This is a genomic window from Fontisphaera persica (assembly GCF_024832785.1).
In the GTDB taxonomy this organism is placed as follows: domain Bacteria; phylum Verrucomicrobiota; class Verrucomicrobiia; order Limisphaerales; family Fontisphaeraceae; genus Fontisphaera; species Fontisphaera persica.
In genome coordinates, this window is sequence record NZ_CP116615.1 from 1332635 (window position 1) to 1356481 (window position 23847).

The following is a 23847-nucleotide window of genomic DNA, read 5'->3' on the forward strand; positions in this document are numbered from 1 at the left end:
CGATGACTTTATCGTTATAGATTTTTGGATTACCCCATATTCTTGTAATTTTTTGTTGCTTTTGCCGTTCCCCCATGGTGTAATTAAGGCGTTGTCGTACCTACCGAACCCTCACTTTGGTTGTGCGACAGATGTAAGCAACCACAATTAGTTGTGGTTTTGGCTTGCATTGTCCACAACCTCTGGTAACCTTGTTCAAAACTGGCATGTATCTAAAAAGTCTTACGGTTTTAGGGTTCAAGTCCTTTGCGGACAAGACAACGCTAAACTTCCTGCCGGGAGTGACTTGCATTGTTGGCCCCAATGGGTGCGGCAAATCCAACGTGTCAGACGCAATACGTTGGGTATTGGGTGAGCAATCCGCCAAAGCCCTGCGCGGGGGCGAGATGGCAGACGTTATTTTTAACGGCACAGATACCCGAAAACCGCTGGGCATGGCCGAAGTGTCTCTCACCATCGGGGATGTGGATGCGGAGCAACTGCGTGCCGCCGGAGTGGAGCTGAGCTACAACGAGGTGACCATTACGCGGCGGGTCTTTCGGGATGGAGGCAGCGAATACTTCATCAACCGCACGCCGTGCCGCCTCAAAGACATCCAACAATTATTCATGGGCACCGGGGTGGGCCGTGCCAGCTACAGTATCATGGCCCAAGGCAGCATTACGCAGATTCTTTCGAGCCGTCCAGAAGACCGCCGAATGGTATTCGAGGAAGCAGCGGGCATCACCAAATTCAAGGCCCAGAAAAAAGAGGCTTTGCGCAAACTGGAATATACCGAACAAAACCTGTTGCGGGTGGCGGACTTAATCAAGGAAGTCAAGCGCCAGATTGGCTCGCTGCAACGGCAGGCGGGCAAGGCCCGGCGGTACCGGCAGCTCATGCAGGAGTTGCAGCATCTGGATACGCAATTGGCCCGCCATCAATTCGACGTGTTGCAGGGCGAGATTCGTGAGCGCCAGGCGCGGTTGGCGGAAGTGCAGCGCGAGTTGGAGGCTGGCGCGGAGGCGCTGTTGCGTCAGGAGGACGAACTGGCGCAGTTGCGGCAGCAGGTTTCTGAATTGGAACAACAAATCAGCCTGGCTCAGCAGCAGGGGCTGGAAGTTAAAGGTCAAATCGAGCGTCACGAAAACCGCATCCAGTTTAATCAGGAACGCATCCGTGAACTCGAACAGCAAAATGCGCGCGCGTTGCGGGACATTGCCGAAGCCAAAGAGCGGCGACAGATTTCGGAAAGCGAACTGGAGCAGGTCATGGAACGGTTGCGGGAGGCTGAAGAAAACCTCTCCCGCCAGCGCGAAAATCTCGCGGCGCGCCAGCAGGCGGTCCGGGAGGTGGAAGATGCCCTGAGGCAGCGACAGGAAGTCCTGCGCCAGGTCCAAAGCGAGACGTTTGCGGTGGCGCAGAAACTGGCGCGCGCGCGCAATGCCATGACCGCGTTGGAATTGCAAAAGCAAGGCAACCTGGCCCGGCTGGAAAAACTGTCCGCCGAGAAAATCCAACTGGAGGAAGAACGCGGCCGGCTGGAACGGCGGTTGCAGGAGTTTGCCGCCAGCGTGGAGGAGGAAAAGAAGAATGTGCTGATCCAGCGCGGCACGGTGGAAGAACGCCAGCGGCGGTTGCGGGAGACGCAGCAGGAACTGGCCCAAGTGGTGAGTGAAGTTGAGGATTTATTGCGACAACAGGCCGGCCTGCGGGCGCGCTTAAATACACTGGAGCAGTTGGCGGAGTCCCATGAAGGCTTTGGGGCCGGCGCTTTGGCGGCGTTGAAGAAAACAGAGGCGGTGCTGGGTTCGCTGGCCGATCGCATTCAGACCGCCGACGACCATGTAACCGCCGTGGAGGCCGCTCTGGGCCACCACCTGCAACTGGTGCTTACCGACCAGCCTGAAACGGCCAGGCAGATTGTTGAGGAACTCCGCCAGCAGAGGAAGGGCAAAGCCAGTGTGGCGGCGCTCGCGCTGCGGAATGGACATCACGCGGATCCCACGGAAGGCGATCCAGCGGCTCCGGGGCAACCGTTGACGCAAGTAATCCAAGCCGATGATCTGGCGCGACCCTGGGTGAATGCCCTGCTGGGACGCACGCGTCTGGTGCCCGACCTCGCGGCGGCCACGGCCGCCTGGCAGCAACATCCGGGACAATGGGACTATGTGACGCCCCACGGCGATTTATTAAGCCGGCATGGCATTTTCTCCGGTGGCAGCTCCTCCAATGGCAGCCAAGCTGCTTCCATTCTGAGCCGTAAAAACCAGATTCAAAGCCTGCGAGCGACCTTGAGCGGTTTGCAGGAAAAACTTAACGAATGCAACCGCCGCAAGGGCGCATTGCAGGCGGAGCAAACATCTCTGCAATCCAGCCTGCAACAGGCGCAAACGGAGTTGCGCGCCCAGGAGGTATCGGTGGCCACCCATCAAGGGGAATTCAATGCCCTGCAAAATTCGTTGCGTGTGCTGCATCAAAAAATTGACACGGTGGTGTACGAGATTCAAAGCCTGGCCGGCCAGGCGCAGGAGGGACAGCAGCAACACGCCGTGCTGGCGGCACAGGCCGCGGAATATGAGAAACAGGAGCAGGAGCTGCAATGCCGCCTGGCGGAAGAAAGCGCGGGATTGGAGGAGTTGCGGCAGCAGCGCGAACTGGCCAGCGCCGCTTTGACGGAAGCCAAAGTAGCCGTGGCCACACAAGAGCAATTGCGGTCAGCCTGCTGGCAGCAAAAGGGCCCCCTGGAACAGCGCATCCGTGAGCTGGGACAACTGGTGAGCCAGCGCGAGGCGGAGCTGGGGACATGCGCCCAACGTCACGCACAGGCAGAGGCGGAAATTGAAGATTCACGCCGGCAGATGGAGCGCCTGGCGCATGAGCGGGAACAGGTCAACGCGCGGACCGCCCTGTTACAGCAGGAGAAAGGGTCGCTGGCCGCGGTCATGCATGAACGCGAAGAACATCTGCGCAGCGAACGCAAGCGCCATTCCGAAATGCAGCAACAAAAAGCGGCTCTGGAGGTCGAACTGGCGCAAAAGGAGATGTCGGTGCAGAATTTACGCGAGCGCATCCAACAAAAATATCAGGTCAATCTGGACGATGTCCGCAGCGAGTGCATCACCATCACCTACGCTGACGAGGGGCCGGCACGCGTCGAGACACTGACCCCCGAACAGATGGCAGCCGCCGGCGTGGCCACCGACTGGAAGGCGGTAGCTGAGCAGGTGGCGGCCTTGCAACAGCGCATTGAAGAAATGGGGCCGGTGAATCTGGTGGCCATCGAAGAATATGAGGAAACCGAGCAACGCTACAAATTCCTCAGCGCGCAGCATGAGGACTTGGTGGCCGCCAAGGCCCAGTTGGTGGAAGTCATTCAGCGCATCAACAGCCAGACGCGGGAAATGTTCACCGAGACCTTCAACAAAATCCGGGATAATTTCCAGAACATGTTTGTGGAAATCTTTGGGGGTGGAAAAGCGGACTTGCGGCTGGTGGATGAAGGCGATGTCCTGGAAAGCGGCATAGAAATTGTGGCGCGTCCCCCAGGCAAACAATTGCAAAGCATTTCCCTGCTTTCCGGCGGTGAGCAGACCATGACCGCCGTGGCCCTGTTGTTTTCCATCTATCAAGTCAAACCCAGTCCCTTCTGTGTGCTGGATGAATTGGACGCACCGCTGGATGAATCCAACATCAACCGCTTCATCAAGGTGTTGCAGCGATTTCTTTTGCATTCCCAGTTTATCATCATCACCCACAACAAACGCACCATCGGCATGGCCGATGTCCTTTATGGTATCACCATGCAGGAGAACGGCGTCAGCAAGGTGGTCAGCGTGAAGTTTCACAAGGCCGATCCCCTCCCCTCCCCTGCCCTGACACAGGATACCGAGGCCGCATCCCCAACGGCAGGGCCGGTGGATGAAGCTCAGGCACCCCAGGCACCAGCCAACACCTCAGGAGAGGTAGTTTTGGTAAAATAAAGCGCCCCCAAACGAATAGGTGCTGGTTTGACCCGCTTTAGCGGTGTTAAGGCCGGAGCTCGATGGTCAGCGTCAGAGGCTCACTGGTGTTTTGTCCACCGTAAGAAACGCCTCCTGAATCCATCGCATAAACCTGGACTTCCACAGTCCCAACGGCCCCTGCGGGTTGACAACTCAAGATGCCTTCAGGACTAATGACCGGCTGGATACGAAATAAATCTTTGCGCGGGTTCGCCACTACGAAGCGCAGGGTTTGCGTGTTTTCATTGGAGGGGCCTTTGGTGCAGCCATTCAAATCCACCACGAGAGCGGTTTGAGTCATCATGGCCGCACTGAAAACCAGCCGATTAGTGGTGAGCGCAAGAACGGGCGGGTCATTAACCCCATAGACCAGCAGGGAGAAACTGCGGCTGGCGGAGTTGGTGCCATCGCTGGCGGTGAGGGTGATCAGTGTACGCCCAAATTCATTGGGGGTGGGGCGCGCCACCAGGACTCGTTCGCTGCCCCTGCCTTCCACCGCCATAGCATCGGGCGGCAGCAAGCTCTCATTCGTTGAGGCAAAATTGAAGACCAGGTTGTCAGGGGGCGATTCCAAATCGCTCACAGTAAAGGTCCAACGGACCTCTTGGTCCTCGTAGATGGTTTTGCCCGGGATAAGGCTCAAAGCGGGCGGATCATTGACATTTTCCACTCGAATGAGGAATTGCAATGGAGCCGATGCATTCACGCCTCCATAGCTGACCGGGCCATTATCGCGTCCGATTAAAGTGACGGCAGTTTCGCCAAACTGATTCTTGGCGGGCATAAAACGCAAAGCGCCCCCAGTGATGATGGCAGGTTGGATTGAGAACAGTCCCGGCTGAGCTGCATTAAGCTGGAATCGCACAGTCTGGCGTTGCTCATCCAAGGCCGAGGGCGGACCGCCCAGGGCGCGAGCGATGAAACCGGGAACTGTGACATAACCAGCATCTTCCTGAGCCACAACCATGTTGGTGGCCAGGGTGACCTCCGGCGGATCATTCACCGGCAGGATGGTGATGGCAATCTTGGCCGAGGAGGAGTAACGTTGGCCGTCAAAGGCATAATATTCAATCACATCCCGCCCATTGGCGTTGGTATGAGGACGGTAGCTATAGATATCCGGAGGCCGTTTCAAAACCAAGCTGCCGTTGGTTGGCCCAGCCCCGAAGCGGAATTGCAAAGGCCCCGTGCTGCCACGCAACCGGATTTCCAGTGGCCAGTCCTCCAGCGTCGTTAATTTCATGGGCACCACGCGCGGCTGGTAGTTGTTAAGCAACAGGGCAACTTCATCGGACCCCCACTGTGCCGCCACAACATCGGTCAAGCTGTCCTTGTTGAAATCACCCGTGGCAAGGCCGCCGGGAAGGCCCGGCAGCCAGTAGAAAGCACCCTGATCCTGATAGTAGTTTTGGAAAGTCCCGCCTCCCAGTCCCAACAACACCTTGATGCTGCTTTCCACTTCATCGCTAATGACCAGGTCGGTCAAGCCATCCCGGTTAATATCGGCGGCCACCACGGCAGCGGGGCTGCCGCCCAGCCAGGTGGGAGGTAGGGCGGCAAACATGCCCAGCCCGACATTTAACAGCACGGTCAAGGTGGTGTCACCGGCATGAATTACGGCCAAATCCCTCCTTCCATCTCCATTGAAATCGCCGGCTGCCATGGCACGCGGCCCTTCGCCGGTGGCATAGGTTTGCTGTGACAAGAACGCCCCATTTCCCGCGCCCAAAAGAATCCGAACGGTTCCCTGGCCATATTCGGCCACCGCCAAATCGGGGCGCGTGTCCGCATTAAAATCGTCGGCCAGCACGGCCCAAGGTTGCAGACCCACCGCCACAGTGACCGAGTTGCGAATCCACCCGACCCCATTGCCGAAATGAATGCCGAGCGTATTTTCATCCCAATGGGTACAGATCACATCCGGCTTGCTGTCTTTGTCCAAATCCGTGACAGCCACCGCTACCACGTTGCTGCCGGACGAAACATTAAACGGCGTGGCAAACGTGCCATCCCCACCGCCAATGAGCAGGCTGATGCGGTTCTGGCGCCCTCCGGCTATGGCCAAATCCAGTCGGCTGTCACGGTTGAAATCCCCGGTGGCCAGATGAGTAATAATACCGCCAACGGGCATTTCCACCGGCGGCGCAAGTTGCCCTTGCCCATCCCCAAACAACAAGGAAATGGAGTTGCCTGCCACGTTGGCACAGACCACGTCCAATTTGCTATCGCGGTTGAAATCCCCCGTTGCCACCGCCACCGGCTGCGGCCCGGCCCGGAAACTCACGGGAAACTCAAATAAATAGGGTGCGATGTCATTAATCGCGGCCACCGTGACCACCACCGGCACGGAACGCACCAGGTGCCCATTCACCATGTAACCTACTTCAAAGGAATCCACACCATTGAAATAGCCGGCAGAAGTGTAACGCACGCGATTGTCCGGCAGAACGGCAGCCACGCCATTCCGTGGGGCACGCACGATGACGTAGGTCAGTGTTTGGCCTAGTCCGTTGGTGAGCGGGCCAGCATAAAATTCCAGCGATTCGCGCTCCGGCACACTCCTGGCCACAGGGGACAAGGCAGGAGCGGCCTGGGCGGGAAAGACCACCACATTGAAAGCCTGCGTGGCACTCAAGGGGGGCAGGCCGTTGTCGCTGACCACCAATTCCACTGCCTGGGTCCGGCCCGCATCTTGGGCCAATGGTTGCCATCGCCACACACCGGTCAGGGTCTCTATCGTGGCGTTGGATGGGCCGCTGGTCATGCGCCAAGTTAATACTTGGGGCGGCGCTTCGGCATCCTCCACCCTGCTGGTCACCACCAATTCCTCTCCAACGATGGCCACCTGATGGGATGATAGTGCGACGACGGGGGCGGTGTTTTGCCCTTGCACGGTAATGGTGAAGGAGGTGGTGGCACTGGCTGGCGGTGTGCCATTGTCGGCGGCCCTTACCATGATGGTGAAAACCTGTCCGGTTTGCGCTGGGGAGGGGGTCCATTCCAAGCGGCCTTCGGGAGACAAAACGGCTCCCGGTGGCGGTGTTTGAGCAAAACTATAGGTCAGGCTTTGGGCTGGCCAGTCGTCATCCGTAGCGACAATATTGATGCTTAAACTTTGATTGGCTGCGGCAGCAAACGGCCCAAGGGGGGCAAAACGTGGAGGGGAATTGGATTCCAGGACGGTCACGCGAATCGTCTGCGCATCCATCAAAGGCGGCTGCCCGTCATCGGTCACTTGGAGGGTCAGGAAATACATGCCCGGGCCTTGAACTTCCGAGGGAGTCCAGCTTAAAAGCCCGTTGGTCGAGTTAAAATGCACCCCTGTCGGTGAGCCGGGCCCCAGGGAAAATCTCAAGGTCTGCGGAGGCAAATCACCATCTGTGGCTGCCGCCAAGAGGGCGAAAATTTGCCCCTCATAAATAACATAATCTCCCCCGCCCAGGACGAGTTGCGGCGCACTGTTTACTTTCTCAACAGTCACCAGGAAAGTTTGGGTTGCAGAAAGAGAGGGAAGGCCATTGTCGCGCACCCGCACAGTGATGGAGTAAGATTGCCCCCCTTGCTGCTCGGTGGGCAGCCAGGAGAATAAACCTTCCGGGGTTAGAGTGGCCCCCGTCGGCGCGCCGGATTCCAAGGTGAAGTAAAGGGTTTGGCCGGGATCAGGGTCCTGAGCTTGCAAATTAAAGGTCAACAGGGCTCCCTCGGCCACAACAAGGTTGGCTAAGGGCGCCAGGGAGGGTGGGGCGTTGGTTACGTTAAGCCGATTCACCTGCCGTGGCGTCGGCATCTCAAAGGAAACCAGTGTGGCGGCACCATCAGGAAATCTGCCCTCACTGCGGTCAGGCGCCTGCGGTCCGAAAACCACCAGGTCCACCAGCGTGCCGTCGGGGGCGTACAACCCCAAATTTTCACCACTGGCGCTCAGGCGGAAGTTGGTGTGCAAGTCACCGCCGCTGTTTTGTTCTGGCTCGCCATCAGCCCACACCAATAGAAAACTTCGGGGAGGAATGATTGTCCCCTGCGGAATCCGCCACTTGAGGGGATTGGCCAAATCGTCCGTGAGATAATACCCCGACAAATCCGCCGCCGAAGTGCTTGCATTAAATAATTCAAACCAATCCTCGTAGCCGCCGTCAGCCGGGTCCACCAGGGCGCCAACATTGTCTGCCATCCATTCATTAACAAAGACCGCCACCTCAGGATAGGCTGGATTATTGGTTGCGCCGGGGGTGGGAATGGCAAAAACCTGTCGTCTGGCAGGACGCCCATCTGGGAAAAGCCCAAAACTGCGGTCCGGCCCGGGCACACGATAATTCAGGTGGTGCACCAGATTAGTTTGCCCGCCGCTGATGCGAGCCAGGGCAACGCTGCCGGTGGGGGAATTGAGGCGGAAGGAGGCATGCAGTTCGGTGGAGGTGCTTTCCTGTGGCTCCCCATCCATCCACACCAGCAAGAATTGTCGAGGCCCGAGGAAGGCATTGGTGGGGAATGCCCATTGCGTCAGGTTGGTAAATTGGGAAGCCAGGTAATAGCCTGATAAATTGATGGTATTGGTGCCACTATTGAAGAGTTCCAGCCACGGTTCATTCTCACCAAAACGGTCCACCATGCCAGCGGCGTTCCAAGGTTCCACCTCGTTGACCCACATGGGAGGAAACTCCGGCAGGGTGGCCAATACGGAATTGGGAGCACCTGGAGTTGCGCGCTGCACCTGGGCGGAAGACAAGTCGGCATCGAGCCGAATCCAACTGCCGGAAAAACGAATCGTTAATGGCCCGCCGCTGGCCCCTGGCAGATACCAAAAACTCAGGGTGTAAGTTTGTCCCTGGGTGAGGCGGCTGGAGGCATCCTGCCAGATGGAGGAGTCGCGGGTGGTCCCGCCGCTGGAAGCCACCAGACGCAGGCTGGAATTGCCGGAGCGTTTTACGGCAGTACTCAGCGAGGAGGCAGCATGGTTGGCAGAGATATTCCAAGTGCCACTGAGAGAGCTTTCGAAGTCCCCATTCACCAGCAGATTCGCGCCTGCTTCCGGCGTGCTGCCGGCTACCAGTTTCAAATCGTCAATGTAACAATCTCCGGCGGTTTGCAGATACACATAGATTACGCCACTGCCGGCCACGCCACTGGCGGAAATGAAACGCCAGGCAGGAGGAGCCATCAGGTTGGTGGTCAAGGCCGTCCAATTGGCCGCGCGCCGGTTGTCTTGCGCCGAATCGCGCAACTGCAGGGAAACTCCTTCCCGAGCTCCAATCCGCGGCCAGGGAGCCATCGCTTCGTAATACACTTCATTTACGATGTCCCACGCATTGCTGTCTGCTCCGGGTTTTTCCAAACGAATCACCTCGCCGTCGAGGTCCAAGGTGCCGGCAAATTCACCCACCACGGCCGGGGAGGCACCGTAGGCCGAGTTATAGGCCGCGAGGTTTTTGGTCACGACCAGGTAACTGTTGGGCTGGAGAATGGTGCCACGGGGAAAATCATAGTCCACCCCATGCAGACGCCAGCCTGAAAGATCGAAAGCATTAAGTTGGGAGCGGTTGAATATTTCCACAAATTCCGCCCCAGGCCAGGCTGGCTGGTACATAATTTCGTTAATGAGCAGCATGGCGGCGGGGGATTCCGGCGTGCCGGTATACGTTACGGTGCGCGTAGTGGTGGCCAGCGCCTGCCCGCGACCGTCCAGCGCGGCAATCGTCAAAGTTTGTTGCCCAGGCTGCAAAGCCCAGTTGGCGGTCCAGTTGGTCACGCCTGTCCAAGTTACGGTAATGGGTGTGCCATTGACAGTGATGCTTTCGACTTCAATCGGGGCGGTTCCGGAGAGGGTCAACAAATTACGGTTGGTGACCCAATTGGTGGCCGGCAGCGAGGTGACCTGGAAACTGGCGGCGATTTGGGGGAGCACGGTGTTTTGCAGGTATTGGAGCCGTCCGCTGATGTAACTTTTTATGGCGTCCGGCGTGGAGGCGTTAATGCCATTGGCCCGCAAGGCATTGTACCGATGGTCGAGTATGGTATTGGAGCGGGTGGGTTGCAACGGGCCTTGCGCGGCATCCTTTATGGCCCGCCAGTAAGCCCGCGCGAAGGGGGGATGACTGAATATACGGGACAGCGGGCCGTCCGAGAAATTAAACAAGCTGTCGGTGGGGCTGCCGGAATAAAAGGCAAAATCAATGTCCCAGATGAACATCTTCCACCTGTCCCCCTCCGGTAGATAGGTGTACATGTTTTGGCCGCCGCCGTTGCCGTAGCTGTCCCAATTGCCGACGAGTTTTTCGACAAGAAAATGCCTCGCCCATTGGTTCACGTCTATCACGGATTCGATGGCTCGGGTATAATTCTCCCCGGTGGCGGTGGTGTTGGCCGCATCCACCAGTCGGAAGAGATTGGTGTAATTGTTGCCCTGGTTGCCAAAGGCGCGTTTGCTCCAGGTCCACCGATAAACCGCCAATTTTTTCTGGCCACCGGTCGTGGTATAGTTGCCGAGATTGGCTCCGGCAGCCGTGAAGGCGCTCGCCTGATCATCAAACTCAAACCAAATCTGGATTTTGTGCAAATCTCCCCGGGATAAATCTGGATACCAGGTTTGCACAAATTCGCGGTTGGGCTGTTGAACATCCTCAATAGTGGGATCACCCCGGCGGTTGCCATTGACATAGAAGTGAACTGGACGCCGGTAGCAGTAAGGCAACCCCAGTTGGTAAGCAAGCCAATAGGCATGTTGTTCCCCCTGCGCGGTGCTGTCCCCTCCCCCGTTGCCAGGCCATTGCAACGTCAATTCGGCGCTGCCCAGGAGCAAATCGTCTGGTGGAAAGTTCAGGGCAAAATCGCAAAAACCTGAGATGGGCGAATTAAAACTGGGGGCGTGCCAGGGACTGCCGCTGTATTGATTACCGGCGTTGTAGATGACTCGCGAGCCGCCATAGACAAAGGTTCCGTCCAATGGATCGTTGCTGAGCTTTTCCCTGGCCGTCCAGGTATTTATCGTTTTTTGGGTCAGCCACATCCGATAAACCCCCAACTGTCCGCTGGGCGTTGTTTCTCCCCAGCGCACCAGGCATTCCCTTTCTGGAGCACCCTCAGGGAATTGGCGGACAGCTCCGTGCCAATCTGCCGCCACCAAGTAAAAAGCCGCCACAGCGCCCGCCGATTGCCCGGGAAGATTGGCCGAATAATAACCACTTCCATGGTAGGTCATGGCCAGGCTGTTCCAGTTGGTGGCTGGATCCACCCGGTAACGCACAAACAACGCAGACAAGCCATCCGGGTCGAACACCCGGGCAATGACTCGCACAGTCTGACCTCCGCTCGGGAGAACCGGACTGTGTGTTACATCCATGATGACCGGCGCTGCGTTGGTTAAAGGACGGTTGGCCCGGCCAGGGCTGCCCAAATTATTTTTGGATAAAATGTTGCCGGTGGCTTCGAGATAATTGCCTTTCAAACGCAACAGGATTTCCGGATGCCCTTTCAACCATTTCACCCGGGCGCGAAGGGTGGCGGTTTCGCCTGAATTCAGCGTGCGGGCCAGTCGGGTGCGGATGCGGTTGGCGCCGGTGTCGCCCCTGGCGCTGGCGCGCACATAGAGGCAGCCGGGGCTGGCAAAACCTTGCCCGGACTCCCAACTGGAGCGCGAATGCGTACCTTGGAAGAACCATTCGGCAGTGCCCTGGTCAAACGTGGAATTAAGCACGATGTTGGTGCCGCCGGCGGGAATAACTTCCACATTGTCCACCAGACACTCACCCGGGCCCAGCATGAGAATATGCAGGGAGTCAGCGCTGTCCCGTCCATTATCCAACACTCCAGTATGTTCAATGGTCACCCAACCGGATTGTTGTGACTCATCAGAACTTCTCCAAGCCCCTGCCCACCAGCCATTGAGGCGCGCGTCCACCAGCTCCAAACTGCTGCCTCCGCCATCGGCCCAGGCGGGCCAGCGCCCACCGGATTGATAGCGTACTTCATGAACCGAGACATCGTATTTGGCTTCCACCACCTGCGCATTTTCGTTGGTGTACCAGAGTCGAACGGGTTTTTCTAAGCGCAGCCTGCCACCGCGATTGGAGAGGCGACCGTCATAATCGCCCACGGAATTATTAGCATTGAGGTGGGGATATCGTGCGCGCAAATAAGCGGTATTGGCCCCCACCACTAGAAGCCCCCCGGGTTGGAGCACAGTCGGCGTAGGAAAATTGAAACTCACTCCGCCGCGGATTTTCCACTTGCTGAGGTCCACAGGCGCTGATGCTGGGTTAAATAATTCAATGAATTCATCATCGCTGTTCTCTGAAATGGGATCAAACATCACCTCATGAATCACTACTTCAGGAAGGGGCGGCGCCGCGTTGGGCTGTCCAGGCGTGGGTGCGGCCAGCGTCTGATACTCAAGCCCACCGTCCGGGCTGCGCCCCCATGAGCGGCCGCTCTCCACCCCCGGATATTTCACCGCGTCAATGACCCGGGTGCTGGCGGGGTCGCGCAAAAATATCTTGCCGCCTTCTGGATTGAGCCGCCAACCCAACTGGCTTTGCTGAACCACCAAAAATCCCATGGCCGGAATGACCACGTTGGCCGGAATGACCAGCCGGTTGGTGCCGGTTTCGTCCGTCAAAATGCAACCGGTTAGGTTCAGGGTGGTGGATGAGTAATTATATAATTCAACAAAAGGCTCAAAGCCCTCTCCTGGCCGGGCCATGACTTCGTTAATCATAATGGCCCGATAAGGGTTGCTCAAAGTAGGCTCATCAGTTCCTGGCGAACCACCGACGCGTTCGCTGGCCGCCCACGCACGGTAATCTTTGCTCCCATACGAAGGGCGCGCCAGCACCAACGAATGGCCACCGCCATCGGCTGCCACCGGCCACGGCCAATCATCGGAGTACTCCACTTCCACCAATACAGCCCCCAAATGATTCCGCAACCGCAACGTGCCCCCCTCATTTTGCAGGCGGCCACTAAAGGGGCCGTAAACACCACTAATGCCATATACGGCTTGTACATCGGCTGGCACAGCGGCCACCACGATGCGGCTGTTGGCTTGAATGACCGCACCGGTGGGAAAGGTGTACTCCACGGCGCCGGTGATACGAAACCCACCGATTTCCTCCGGCCAGGGCTGGGAATTGAGAATCTCGATGAATTCCAGGATTCTGCCGTCAGCCCGGTTGGTAGGCGCATACATGATTTCACTAATCGCCAAAGGGCCATTGCGGGTGGTGGGGCCGGCCGGTTCACGAGCCGGCCAGCGCAAGGATGATTCCAGTGGCACAACTCCCAGACTTACTGACCGGCTGCTGTTGGGAGCAATGGTATTGGGGGAGGTAGCCCGATCCCGCACATTATTCACGGTCACGGTCACCGTCGAAACCCCATACAACGGCGTGGTATGCAGAGCAATGGTTCGCGTATCCGGGCCGAATTGCGCCGCCAACACCTGAAAGCCGCCGCTGATGGTGTAATTGGCCGGGTTGGTCGCCGAGGCGGCCTCCAAGGGTTCGGAAAAAAGCAACGAAAGCACCTGCGGATGTCCCAGCCAGGCAACGGATTGAAAGACAGGCGGCGTGGTATCGGCCGTTACCGTGAGTGTTGCGGTAATGCTGCTGGTGCTGCCGTAGGCATTGGTAATGAAACATCGGAAAATGGAACCCGAGTCGCTCATGGCCAGCGGCCCAACGATGAGTATGGCATTGGTGGCGCCGGGGATGGCTTGACCATTTTTCTGCCATTGGAAAACCGCCCCTATGTAACGGGCCAGATTGACTGAAAAAGTGGCTGTTCCCCCTTCCACCACGGTGGCGTTTTGCGGCTGCCCCGTAATCACGGGTGGCCCTAATCCATACGGCACAGTGTAGGTTGCTGGAATGGGGTCAGCATTGTTCTGCAAAGGCTGTTGGCCGGGGATTTGCCAGGCGACAGCCAAATTGTCCCCCCCTGCCCCTTCGGCCTGCAGGGCCTCCAGGTAATAACGGCGCCCGTTGGTCAACACAATGCCTGCCGAGCGTTGGTTGGGCTCCTTGTTCCATTCGCGGGCGGAAGTCCACGAATTCACAGTGGCAATCAACTGCTTGTTGGCGGGGTTTTCGTCGGTACTCAGAAACAATTGCCCTTGGTCATCGCTGGAAATGTAGAAATAATAGGTGCCCGTAACTGGCGGAATGAGCAGCGCCCGCAACCGCGTGCCGTAATAGTCGGCATACTCGCGGGGGCACTCGATAAACTGAGTCAGGATTTCCTCAAGGTCTGGACTGTTGGGATAGGTCGGCAGGCTGGTCAGGGCGGAAATGGTGCCACTGCTGACTCCGCGATAGACCTCTCGCAACACCCCATTGGTGCTTTGGCCGTAAGCGGTGTCTGTGCCCCAACATAAACCGACCACCACCGCCGCGGTCGCGAGAGCACAAAAATACTTCATGACTGTCACCCAAATTTAGCACAGGTGCTTGTTCAGTAACAGCTATTTAGCACAATTAGGACAGGCAAAAGCAATCATTTTGCGTGTCAGACAGGAAGCGACAAATGCCATGCTACGCGATGGATGCACGGGAAACCGCCCTCATCTTCACCTCAGGGGGTCATTTCTAAATGATTTAAATAAAGAGGAATAGAGCCTTGAAGTATGAAGGTTGCCCCCCCCAATTCCTGTTATTGCCGTTGCTTCGGGATGGAGAGGGCGGACGGCAAGCGTGTTGCCGTGCGGCAACTTTTGGCCGGATTATTCCAACCCTAAAATCCGGCGGCCTTCCGCGCTGATCATGGATTGATGCCAGGGGGGATCCCAAACCACTTCAACATCAGCCTCTTCAACCCCGGGAAGGCTGAGGATTTTTTCCTGGGCATCGCGCGCAATGACCGGCCCCATGCCGCAACCAGGGGCGGTCAAGGTCATTTTGACGGAAACCTTGCTCTGGCCGGAAGGGGTTGGTTCTATGTGTAAATCATAGACCAAGCCCAAGTCCACTATGTTCACCGGTATTTCCGGGTCATAACAGGTTTTCAGGACCTGCCATACTGCCTCCTCCGTAAGCGGCCCGGAAGCCTCCATCGCGGGGGCGGCACTTGCCCCTCCCTCAACGCCCAAGGCATCGGCGTCCTTGGCGGCAATGCGAAACAAACCGTGGGGTGTGTACACGGTATAGGTGCCACCGAGGGTCTGGGTGATTTGCACCTGGGTGCCCTTGGCCAGCACCGCCCGTTCGCCGGAAGGTATCTGCACGGCCTCGCAGTCGCGCCTTAATTCCATGGTCGTTCCGTATTCCATAAGCCATTTCCTAACTCAACAAACTAGCTCAACCCGGTCTGGGGCGCCATTGATTTTGTGTGTCTTAAGGCGTTGCGCCCGAGGTGGGCAACGGGGTGTCGTTTATGGACTCGCCTCCCTGGGCTGGCTCCCTCTGGGTGGGCGTATGGGGGGAAATGGAGCCATCCAAATCCGAGATTTTGGAGCGGCTGGCCTCGACTTTGATGTAATGCAAGACTACGGGGGCCAGGATCATACCGGGAATGCCCATCAATTGCTCGCCCAACACCAACCCCAAGAGGGTCAGCCACATGGGGTTTTTAATGCGTTCGCCAATGATTTTGCTGTTCAGGAAATACTCCAATTTATGGATGACCACCAGGAAGGCGAGCGCAAACAAGGCCATTTGCGGCGAAATGGTGAATCCCACGCCGATAATCAAGGTGTTGCTCATCAGATTGCCGATGATGGGCAGCAACCCGCAGAGGAAGGTGAAAATCACCAGCACCGGGAGATGGGGAAAGTGGTTATAAGCCAGAAACATGGCGGTCAGCGCGGTGTTAATGGCTGAAATGACGATTTGCGCGCCAATCACCGTGGCAAAGCTGCGGTAAAAAGTTTTGAAACGCTGACCCAATTCACGACTGACCAGGGCATAGAGGCTGTCCGAAACGGCATGGGGATCACCTTCCACCTGCCACCGGGCATTGACAAACAAACTCGCTGCCACCACCAGCCCGATGATCAGGGATGCAATTTCAAACAAGACACGGCGCACATAAACCCCGACATTGGCAAAGCGTTCCTTAATCGCTTCCACCGCCAAAGATTTAAGACTGTCATAGTCGGTAAAGGGCAGTTCGATTTCCTGTTTTTGCGCATAATCCACAATCGCCGGAATGGTTTTTTCCGCAATGGCGGGAAACGCCACAACCGCCTGGCGGGCAAAATAAAAAAGGCCGAATCCGATGATAGCCACCACCACCACGTACAAAGCCAGCGCCAGGACTTTGCTGCGGCCAAAGCTGAAGACCCGCAGGGCGAAGTAACCAAACAATGCCGTCAATACCAAGGTGGCAAGATGCAATATGCCGATAAGCAGCAGCAAGGCGGCCATTAACACATAGGAAATGCGCGCCTGTTTGGTCAGCATAAGTCACTCCCAAGGAAATCCCGGCCATTTTCCGAATTCATGATTCAAGCAGATCCCATAGGGAGTTTCTTCAATTTTCCGCCGAATGCAAGCCCCCGGCGCCTGCTCGAAAGGCAATGTTCCCCCGTTCCGGCTGTTCTGGGTTGGCCTGGCTGCAATTCCAAAGGCAAGCACCGCAATGGACGCATTTTTCACGGTCAAACAGGGGTACACCATGCGGGCCCGGAGTAATGGCCTGGCCACTGCAAAGTTCAATGCAAATTTGGGTGCCACAAGTCTCGCATAGCTTTGGATATATGAATAGCACATGGTCCGCATAGCCGGGCGGGGCTTGTACCTTACCGCCCATGAGCAAGGCATCCTGATGGGATACCAGTAGTTTTCCATCGTACTCAATAGACGGCCAGCCCACCTTTTCCATCAGGGCGCCATGGACCGACATACCGCGGCTGTGGCACTCCTGCCGAATTCGTGCAATCTCTTCCTGGCTCAGCCGTCCTGCATAATACTCCTCCAAGGAAGGCACCCGCGCATGAGGAGGCATTGGCCTGCCCTGCAAAGCCCATTTGCCGCCTGTAAGGCCAGCCAGGGCCATGCCAATCATCCCCGTAAGCACCCCCCGCTGGAAACCATCCCGGCTGCGCTCGGCGGTCTGGGACTCTTTGTCCAGCCAGCTTTCGCGGCGGCGTTTGACGTATGTCTTCTCCAAGTTCTCGCGCGTGTAGGGCTGGCCTGTTTTGGCCAGTTCCACTACGCTTTCGGCCAACAAAACACCGGTGTACCAAGCCTCATCCACACCGGAACCCGTCAGCACATTGGTGGCCCCTGAGCCTTCGCCAATGCGGGCATACCCATTGCCTGCAAGGTAAGGCTCGCCCCGGCGGCCGGATTCCTGCAAGGTCTTGGCGCCCCAGGAACGCAAGGTGCCCCCTTTCAAGTAACGCCACAAATAGGGATGTTGCATCCAATACTGCAGGTAGCGATAGGCATTGCGCACTGGGCTGTCAAACCAACTAGGCACGAAAATTCCCAGAGAAACCACGCGCTGGGGATGAACGTAGAAAAATCCGAAGATTTCAGGCTCCGGGTAGCCGAAGGTGTGCAAGACTGTGCCTGGCTTCAAATCCACGTTTTCGGCCAAATCCACCACCATTTTCATGCCCACTGCCCAATCGTGCTGATGATGGCCGGCTGGCAATCCGAAATGTTGGTCCAGTTGCTGCCCGATGGGGCCAACGGGACCATCGCCAACAACTGTTAGCGCCGCGTGAACTTCCATGCCGGGCATGTAACCCGCCTCCGGCCGCCCTAATTTATCCGTCCCTTGGTCCACCAGACGGACACCTTTAACCGTATCTCCCTCTATTAAAGGTTGGGCCACGGGCGTGCCAGGCCAGATTTGCACGAGGCCCGTGCTCAGGAGCTGCGAGGAAACCCATTGATTGAACTGGCCCAGCGACATGACCCAGCCATGAGACTTATGTAAAAATTCCGGCGTCCAAGGCAATTCCACGGCATAGTGCTCGTAGGGCAAAGCCCATCTTAGACCGCGGACGATGGCATCCATGCCCCGTAATGCAGTCGAGCGCCGGCTGGCACCCAGCGGGTCCAGAAGATAAACGACTTTTTCTTCTGTAACTGGTGCCGCCATGGGGATTTGCGAAACGTCCAGGTCGGGAAAGCTTTGCCGGATGGCCCGGGCGCGGGTAACCACACCGGAAACCCCAAAACCGACATCATCCGCCCGCTCGTAGCACACCACTTGCAAGGGCATCCCGGGGCAAACATTGCTGGGTAGCGCCGGTGTGCCATCAGGGTTGAGCATGTTCCGGCTCAAGGTGGTGAGGAATCCGGCCGTCGCAGGGCCAAACCCCACGCAAACAATGTCCACATCCAGGCGTTGCCGTTCAACGGCGGCGTCGCTGGTACTCAAATCCGTCATGGGAGGCAACACTACGGCAACCCTGCGGTGGCTGACAAGCGCAGCGTGAATCGGCTTTTCTTGCCAACGGGAGCCAGTCTCAGTTAAACTGCGTTTTGTTCATGGGGCCACAAGTGGAAAAATGGGTGTTGGAGCCTTTGCGAGGCCTCGGTAGCATCGCCTTGCTGGCGGTGGAGTTTTTTCGCTCCCTGCTTCTACATCGTCCACACACGCGGGATGTGGTGTATCAAATCTATCACATCGGCGTAAAAAGCCTCTCGGTGGTGCTGGTGACGGGGGCCTTCACGGGCATGGTGCTCTGTGCGCAAACCTTCTTCCAATTCCACAAAGTTAAGATGGATACAGCCACCCTGGCGGTGGTCAGTGTCTCCATGTGCGCCGAGCTGGGGCCGGTGTTGAGCGCGTTAATGGTGGCTGGCCGCGTGGGTGCGGCCATGGCGGCGGAGTTGGGTACCATGCGGGTTACAGAGCAAATTGACGCCCTGCGGACGCTTGCAACTCATCCCGTGGATTACCTGGTAGTGCCTCGGGTGCTGGCCACCACCATTGCCCTGCCGCTGCTTACCATCGGCTCCATCACGGTGGGCATTCTGGCAGCGTTTGTGGTGGGCACCTACCTGCTGGGCATTGACCCGGTTTATGCCTACAACAACATGGTTCAGTACACAGACCCTGCGGATCTCTGGCAGGGCCTCATCAAATCCGTAGTTTTCGGTCATACCTTGTCCATGATTGGTTGTTACAAAGGGCTGACCTGCAAGGAAGGCGCTGAAGGCGTGGGCCGAGCCACCACCGAAGCGGTGGTTTATGCTTCCATTTCCATTTTGATCAGCAATTTCTTCCTCACCCTCTTGTTGGTCAAGTTGCTCAATTAAGCCGCCGATGATTGAAGTTCGCGCAATCGAGAAAAGTTTTGGGCGCCAGCGGGTACTTGACGGCGTGACCTTGAAAATTGAAACGGGCGAAGCCGTGGCCATCATTGGGCGCAGCGGATGCGGAAAAAGCATTCTGTTGAAACATTTGATTGGTTTGCTGCAACCTGACCGGGGCGAAGTCTGGGTGGGAGGGGAAAACCTGGCGCAGATGAATGAGCGTCAGTTGCTCAAGGTGCGCCGCCGTTTTGGCATGTTGTTCCAAAGCGCGGCCTTGTTCGATTCCTTGACAGTCTTTGAAAACATCGCCTTCCCCCTTCGCCGCTTGGGAAATTATTCTGAGGCGGAAATCAAGGAGCGCGTGGAGGATGCGCTGGAAATGGTGGATTTGCCCGGTGCCGGGGTAAAGAAACCCGCGCAATTATCCGGCGGCATGCGCAAGCGCGTGGGACTGGCGCGGGCCATTGTCTATCGGCCGGAAATTGTGCTGTACGACGAGCCCACGACGGGTTTGGACCCGGTGGTTTCAGACAGCATAGACCATTTAATTGTGCGGGTGTGCGAGCGGTTAAAAGTCACCACTGTCGTCGTGACCCATGACATGCGCAGCGTCCGCACCATTGCCCGGCGGGTGATGATGTTGCATCAGGGCAAGATTTATGCCGACGGCCCACAGGAGCTTTTTTTCCAGTCCAATGACCCCATCATCCATCGTTTTGTGAACGGCATCAGCGACCCCAAAGAAATTGATTTCTGAAATATGAGCGAGAAAAGCCTGACCACACGTGTGGGAATATTCGTCCTGGTGGGTCTGGTGGCCCTGGCGATCCTGTTGCTTAATTTCAGCAAGAGCGGCGACTGGTTCGAAGACACCTACATTCTTTATTTGCGCACCCCCAACGTCAGCGGCATCAAGCAGCGCGCCGCCGTGCTTATGGCCGGTGTGCCCGTGGGCTACGTGCATAAAATTGAACTTACCGCCGATGGCCGCTCCGTCATTTTGACCGCCCGCATCTACTCCAAGTACCTCATCCGCCGGGATGCGGTATTTGCCATTGAGCAATCGGGATTCCTCGGGGATCAATACGTGGCGATTGCCCCGCGCAGCACCCAGGGGGGATTTCTGCAAAATGGCGACGTGGTCAAATGTCTGCCGCCCTTTGATTTGCAGGACACCGCCCGCCGCGCCAGTGATTTGCTGGACAGCGTGGGGGCCACGCTTACCGATGTGCGCAGCGCCTTCAGCAATGTCAATGGCACCCTGCTCAGCCAACAAAGCCTGACCAACTACGCCACCAACCTGGTGCGCATGCTCGAAAACGTGCGTATGGCCTCGGAGAGCGTCCAGCAGAAGGTGCCGGAAATCATGACTAACGCCGCCGTGCTGGCCGAGCGCGCCCGCCGCGTCGCCGAAGAAGTGGAGTCCCTCGTACAGACCCACACCGCTGCAGTTTCCCACGCCATCTTGGATTTGCGCGCCGCGTCCAGCAATGTCCAACTTACCACCGCCAGCCTGCGGCGTACGGGGGAATCGCTGGAGGATTGGATGAACACCAACCGCCCCCGGTTGGATAATGTTGTAAAAAACATTGAAAACGCTTCCCAGTCTGTGACCAATATCATCACTGGCGTGCAGGCCGACCTGGACGCAGGGCGGGGATTGCTGGGCGGATTACTGCGGGACGAGACCATGAAATCCAACACCGCAGTGACGTTGGAGCATGCCAGTTTGCTAAGCTCCAACCTCAACGTGGCCGCCGGCAATCTTAACCGGTATGGGCTTTGGTGGATGCTGTGGAAACCGAAATATCCGAAGACCAACACCGCCGCCAGCGTCAAATCTCCGGCGGGACGCGCCAAGTGAATCATGTCATTTTGGGTCATTCGGATATTTTTTTTGCTGCTATGCATATTGGGCGGCGTGGCCGTCAGCCAGGTGCGGGAAGAGCTGATTAGCCAATGGTATTGGGGAGCCCTGGCCGGCTTCGGCTTCGGCGGCTTGTTGATTGCGATTGAGGAAATGCTCAAGGGGTTCTCCCTCCGGGCCTTTTCCGCTGCCACGTTTGGTTTGGCCTTGGGCAGTTTCATTGCCTGGATGGTGGATCGTTCCGGCCTCTTTCAATATGCCGATGAGCTGCCCGTCCGATGGCTCATTCGACTGGTTACTTTCCTGTTTTTTGGTTACCTCGGCATGGTGCTGGCCATGCGCAGCAACAAGGAGGATTTTTCCCTGATTATTCCCTTTGTGCGGTTCCAGTCCCAATCCCAGCCCACCGCCTTGCTTTTGCTGGATACCAGCGCCATCGTGGACGGCCGCATCGTGGAGCTGCTGGAGCACCGGTTTTTGGAAGGGACGGTGGTGGTGCCCCGGTTTGTCTTGCACGAAATACAGCAAATTGCGGACTCAACCGACCCGGTCAAGCGCGCCCGTGGCCGCCGGGGACTGGAAATCCTCAATCGTATCCGCCGCCTCCACGGGGTGGATTTGAAAATCCATGACGCAGAATTCCCCCAGGAAAACGGGGTGGATGCGAAGCTGGTGCGGCTGGCTAAAGCCTTGCAGGCGCGGCTGGTGACCACCGACTACAATCTCGCCAAAATTGCGGATTTACAATCAGTCCGTTGCCTGAACATCGCTGAACTGGCCACCTTGTTGAAACCGGTGGTGCTTCCGGGTGACACCTTGAATCTTAAAATTGTCCGCGAAGGCAAGGACAAAGGTCAAGGTGTGGGTTACCTTCCTGATGGGACCATGGTGGTGGTCAACCAAGGTCAGCCTTATCTTGGCCAGCAGGCGACCGTGCAAGTGCAAAGCCTTTTGCAAACCGGGGCGGGGGTCATCGTTTTTGCCGAAATTAAAAATTAAACCTAGCTTTCCTCATGGAATCCAACCCCGTGGTCATTTTCAAAACGTTGAGCCTGCCTCAGGCACAACTGGTTTGCAGCCGTTTGCAGGCAGCGGGCTTTTTTGCCAGCGTAAGCCATGAACTGGCGGCCCTCAGCATGGAGGGCTATTCTCTGGCCACCGGTGGTGTCCGTGTCGAGGTGCCAGCCGACCAGGCGGAGGAAGCCAGGGCTTTTCTGGAATCAAGCATCGAAATTCCACCTGCTGCCGGCCCCGCATCGGACAGTCCCCGCTAAGATGAGTGCCCCGCACGCCGTTCACTTGCGCCGTCTGCGCCGACTATTGCCCGAAGGCGAGCTGCTCACCAGCCCGGTGGAATGCCAGCCGTACGCCGGCGATAAATGGTTTGCCTCTCGTGTGCCCGATGCCGTGGCTCTGCCGCGTTCCACCGAAAGCGTGGCGCGTCTGCTGGCCTATGCTTTCCACCATCGCCTCCCGGTCACTGCGCGAGGCGCAGGCCACGGGTATGTGGGCGGATGCGTCCCCCAGCAAGGCGGCATCGTCCTCTCGCTGGAGCGGATGAATCGCATCAAGGAAATCCACGTGGGCGATTTTGTGGCCATCGTGGAGCCGGGAGTCCATACCCAAACCCTGCAAGATGCAGTCGAGAAAAAGGGACTTTATTATCCTCCAGACCCGGCCAGCCGCAAGGACTGCTCCATAGGAGGGAATATCGCCTCCAATGCAGGCGGCCCCCGCTGCCTCAAATATGGGGTGACGCGTGATTACGTCCTCGGTTTGGAGGTGGTTCGGGCCAACGGCGAAGTGCTGCGCCTGGGCAGCCGCACGCACAAGAATAAAACGGGTTTTGACCTGGCCCGCCTGTTTGTGGGCAGCGAAGGCCTGTTGGGCGTCATCACTGAGGCCACGCTTAAACTATTGCCGCTCCCCCCTTACCGCGCCTTGCTGGTGGTGGGGTTTGATCACATGGGTCAGGCCGCCCGGGCCATCCGGCGTATCTTTGCTGCTGGTTTTCTTCCGTGCGCTCTAGAAGTGGCAGATCAGTTCACCCTCGAAGCCGCCCGCCGCCGTACGGGCAGCCGCCGATTGAGCGGATGCGGCGCCTTGATATTTGTGGAATTGGACGGACGCCAAAACGCCGTGAAAGCAGACCTCCGAGATTTGCGGCGGTTGCTTGGCTCTCTGCCGCATCTGTTTATTCAACATGCCTTGGGGGCCGAAGCCTGCGAACAACTATGGCAGCTCCGCCGTGAGTTCAGCTATGCCCTGCGTGACACAGGGCTGACCAAACTCAATGAGGACATTGTGGTGCCACGGGGCCGTCTGGAGGATTTGTTTCGCTTTACCGCCCGTTTGCAAAAGGAGTCAGGCTTCCCCGTCGCCTGTTTTGGCCATGCGGGTGATGGCAACATCCACGTCAACATTATGGTGGATTTCAACCAGCCGGACGCAGAAGCCCGCAGCCGCAAAGTGCTGGATCAATTGTTCACCCAAATTCTCGCTTGGGGGGGCGTCATCACAGGTGAACATGGGGTGGGACTCGCCAAAAAACCATGGTTCCCCCAAGCCGTCACGCCTGCCGTCCGGCGCTTCCACCAGGACGTCAAAGCAGCTTTAGACCCCCACGGCATCTTGAATCCCGGCAAGTTTATTTAGGTTCACGTGGGAGGCATTTCATCCCCTTTCCTGCGGTTGCCTTGAGAGCTGTTATGGCCGGATGCCACCGCACGCAAGGGATGCCCTGCCAACTGATTTGGCTTGGGCCGAGTTGGGGCTTGTGGTTTTAACCACGGCA

At 57.4% G+C, this 23847-nt stretch carries 11 protein-coding genes; 7 read left to right on the forward strand and 4 right to left on the reverse strand.

Annotated elements, in window-relative coordinates:
* Positions 1-206 precede the first annotated feature (206 nt).
* A complete protein-coding gene (smc, locus tag NXS98_RS04665) occupies positions 207-3962 on the forward strand; it encodes a chromosome segregation protein SMC (RefSeq protein WP_283847312.1) in 3756 nt (1251 codons plus the stop codon).
* A gap of 46 nt (positions 3963-4008) precedes the next feature.
* Here smc and NXS98_RS04670 read toward each other — a convergent pair whose 3' ends face one another.
* The 4 genes from NXS98_RS04670 to NXS98_RS04685 all read right to left on the reverse strand — a co-directional run bounded on the left by NXS98_RS04670 (position 4009) and on the right by NXS98_RS04685 (position 18314).
* On the reverse strand, positions 4009-14394 hold the full coding sequence (locus NXS98_RS04670) for a lamin tail domain-containing protein (protein WP_283847313.1): 10386 nt from the start codon (positions 14392-14394) through the stop codon (positions 4009-4011).
* A 300-nt stretch (positions 14395-14694) separates the two neighbouring features.
* Positions 14695-15240 carry a putative Fe-S cluster assembly protein SufT gene (gene sufT / locus NXS98_RS04675; RefSeq protein WP_283847314.1) on the reverse strand — a complete coding sequence of 182 codons (546 nt, stop codon included), beginning with the start codon at positions 15238-15240 and terminating at the stop codon, positions 14695-14697.
* Positions 15241-15304: 64 nt separating this feature from the next.
* Complete coding sequence (locus tag NXS98_RS04680; protein ID WP_283847315.1) at positions 15305-16372, reverse strand: AI-2E family transporter; 1068 nt, start codon at positions 16370-16372, stop codon at positions 15305-15307.
* 70 nt (positions 16373-16442) lie between these two features.
* Positions 16443-18314 carry a 4Fe-4S ferredoxin gene (locus NXS98_RS04685; protein ID WP_283847316.1) on the reverse strand — a complete coding sequence of 624 codons (1872 nt, stop codon included), beginning with the start codon at positions 18312-18314 and terminating at the stop codon, positions 16443-16445.
* Between the two features lie 101 nt (positions 18315-18415).
* On the opposite strand from NXS98_RS04685, the gene NXS98_RS04690 reads away from it, so the two are divergent.
* From NXS98_RS04690 to NXS98_RS04715, 6 genes are read left to right on the forward strand one after another with little or no spacing between them, the layout of a single operon-like run.
* On the forward strand, positions 18416-19189 hold the full coding sequence (locus NXS98_RS04690; protein WP_283847317.1) for an MlaE family ABC transporter permease: 774 nt from the start codon (positions 18416-18418) through the stop codon (positions 19187-19189).
* A 7-nt stretch (positions 19190-19196) separates the two neighbouring features.
* Positions 19197-19943, forward strand: a complete 747-nt coding sequence (locus tag NXS98_RS04695) for an ABC transporter ATP-binding protein (protein WP_283847318.1) — start codon at positions 19197-19199, stop codon at positions 19941-19943.
* A 3-nt stretch (positions 19944-19946) separates the two neighbouring features.
* Complete coding sequence (locus NXS98_RS04700) at positions 19947-21050, forward strand: MlaD family protein (protein WP_283847319.1); 1104 nt, start codon at positions 19947-19949, stop codon at positions 21048-21050.
* Between the two features lie 33 nt (positions 21051-21083).
* Positions 21084-22052, forward strand: a complete 969-nt coding sequence (locus tag NXS98_RS04705; protein WP_283847320.1) for a PIN/TRAM domain-containing protein — start codon at positions 21084-21086, stop codon at positions 22050-22052.
* A gap of 14 nt (positions 22053-22066) precedes the next feature.
* A complete protein-coding gene (locus NXS98_RS04710; protein ID WP_283847321.1) occupies positions 22067-22327 on the forward strand; it encodes a putative signal transducing protein in 261 nt (86 codons plus the stop codon).
* A 1-nt stretch (position 22328) separates the two neighbouring features.
* Positions 22329-23708 (forward strand): FAD-binding oxidoreductase, encoded by a 1380-nt coding sequence (locus NXS98_RS04715; RefSeq protein ID WP_283847322.1) that lies wholly within the window; start codon positions 22329-22331, stop codon positions 23706-23708.
* Positions 23709-23847: the final 139 nt, after the last annotated feature.

What these genes read in the sequence shown, in the direction of transcription:
- smc (WP_283847312.1), top strand. Translation starts at nt 207, where the DNA reads ATGTATCTAAAAAGTCTTACGGTTTTAGGGTTCAAGTCCTTTGCGGAC.
- NXS98_RS04670 (WP_283847313.1), bottom strand. Translation starts at nt 14,394, where the DNA reads ATGAAGTATTTTTGTGCTCTCGCGACCGCGGCGGTGGTGGTCGGTTTA.
- sufT (WP_283847314.1), bottom strand. Translation starts at nt 15,240, where the DNA reads ATGGAATACGGAACGACCATGGAATTAAGGCGCGACTGCGAGGCCGTG.
- NXS98_RS04680 (WP_283847315.1), bottom strand. Translation starts at nt 16,372, where the DNA reads ATGCTGACCAAACAGGCGCGCATTTCCTATGTGTTAATGGCCGCCTTG.
- NXS98_RS04685 (WP_283847316.1), bottom strand. Translation starts at nt 18,314, where the DNA reads ATGACGGATTTGAGTACCAGCGACGCCGCCGTTGAACGGCAACGCCTG.
- NXS98_RS04690 (WP_283847317.1), top strand. Translation starts at nt 18,416, where the DNA reads ATGGGGCCACAAGTGGAAAAATGGGTGTTGGAGCCTTTGCGAGGCCTC.
- NXS98_RS04695 (WP_283847318.1), top strand. Translation starts at nt 19,197, where the DNA reads ATGATTGAAGTTCGCGCAATCGAGAAAAGTTTTGGGCGCCAGCGGGTA.
- NXS98_RS04700 (WP_283847319.1), top strand. Translation starts at nt 19,947, where the DNA reads ATGAGCGAGAAAAGCCTGACCACACGTGTGGGAATATTCGTCCTGGTG.
- NXS98_RS04710 (WP_283847321.1), top strand. Translation starts at nt 22,067, where the DNA reads ATGGAATCCAACCCCGTGGTCATTTTCAAAACGTTGAGCCTGCCTCAG.
- NXS98_RS04715 (WP_283847322.1), top strand. Translation starts at nt 22,329, where the DNA reads ATGAGTGCCCCGCACGCCGTTCACTTGCGCCGTCTGCGCCGACTATTG.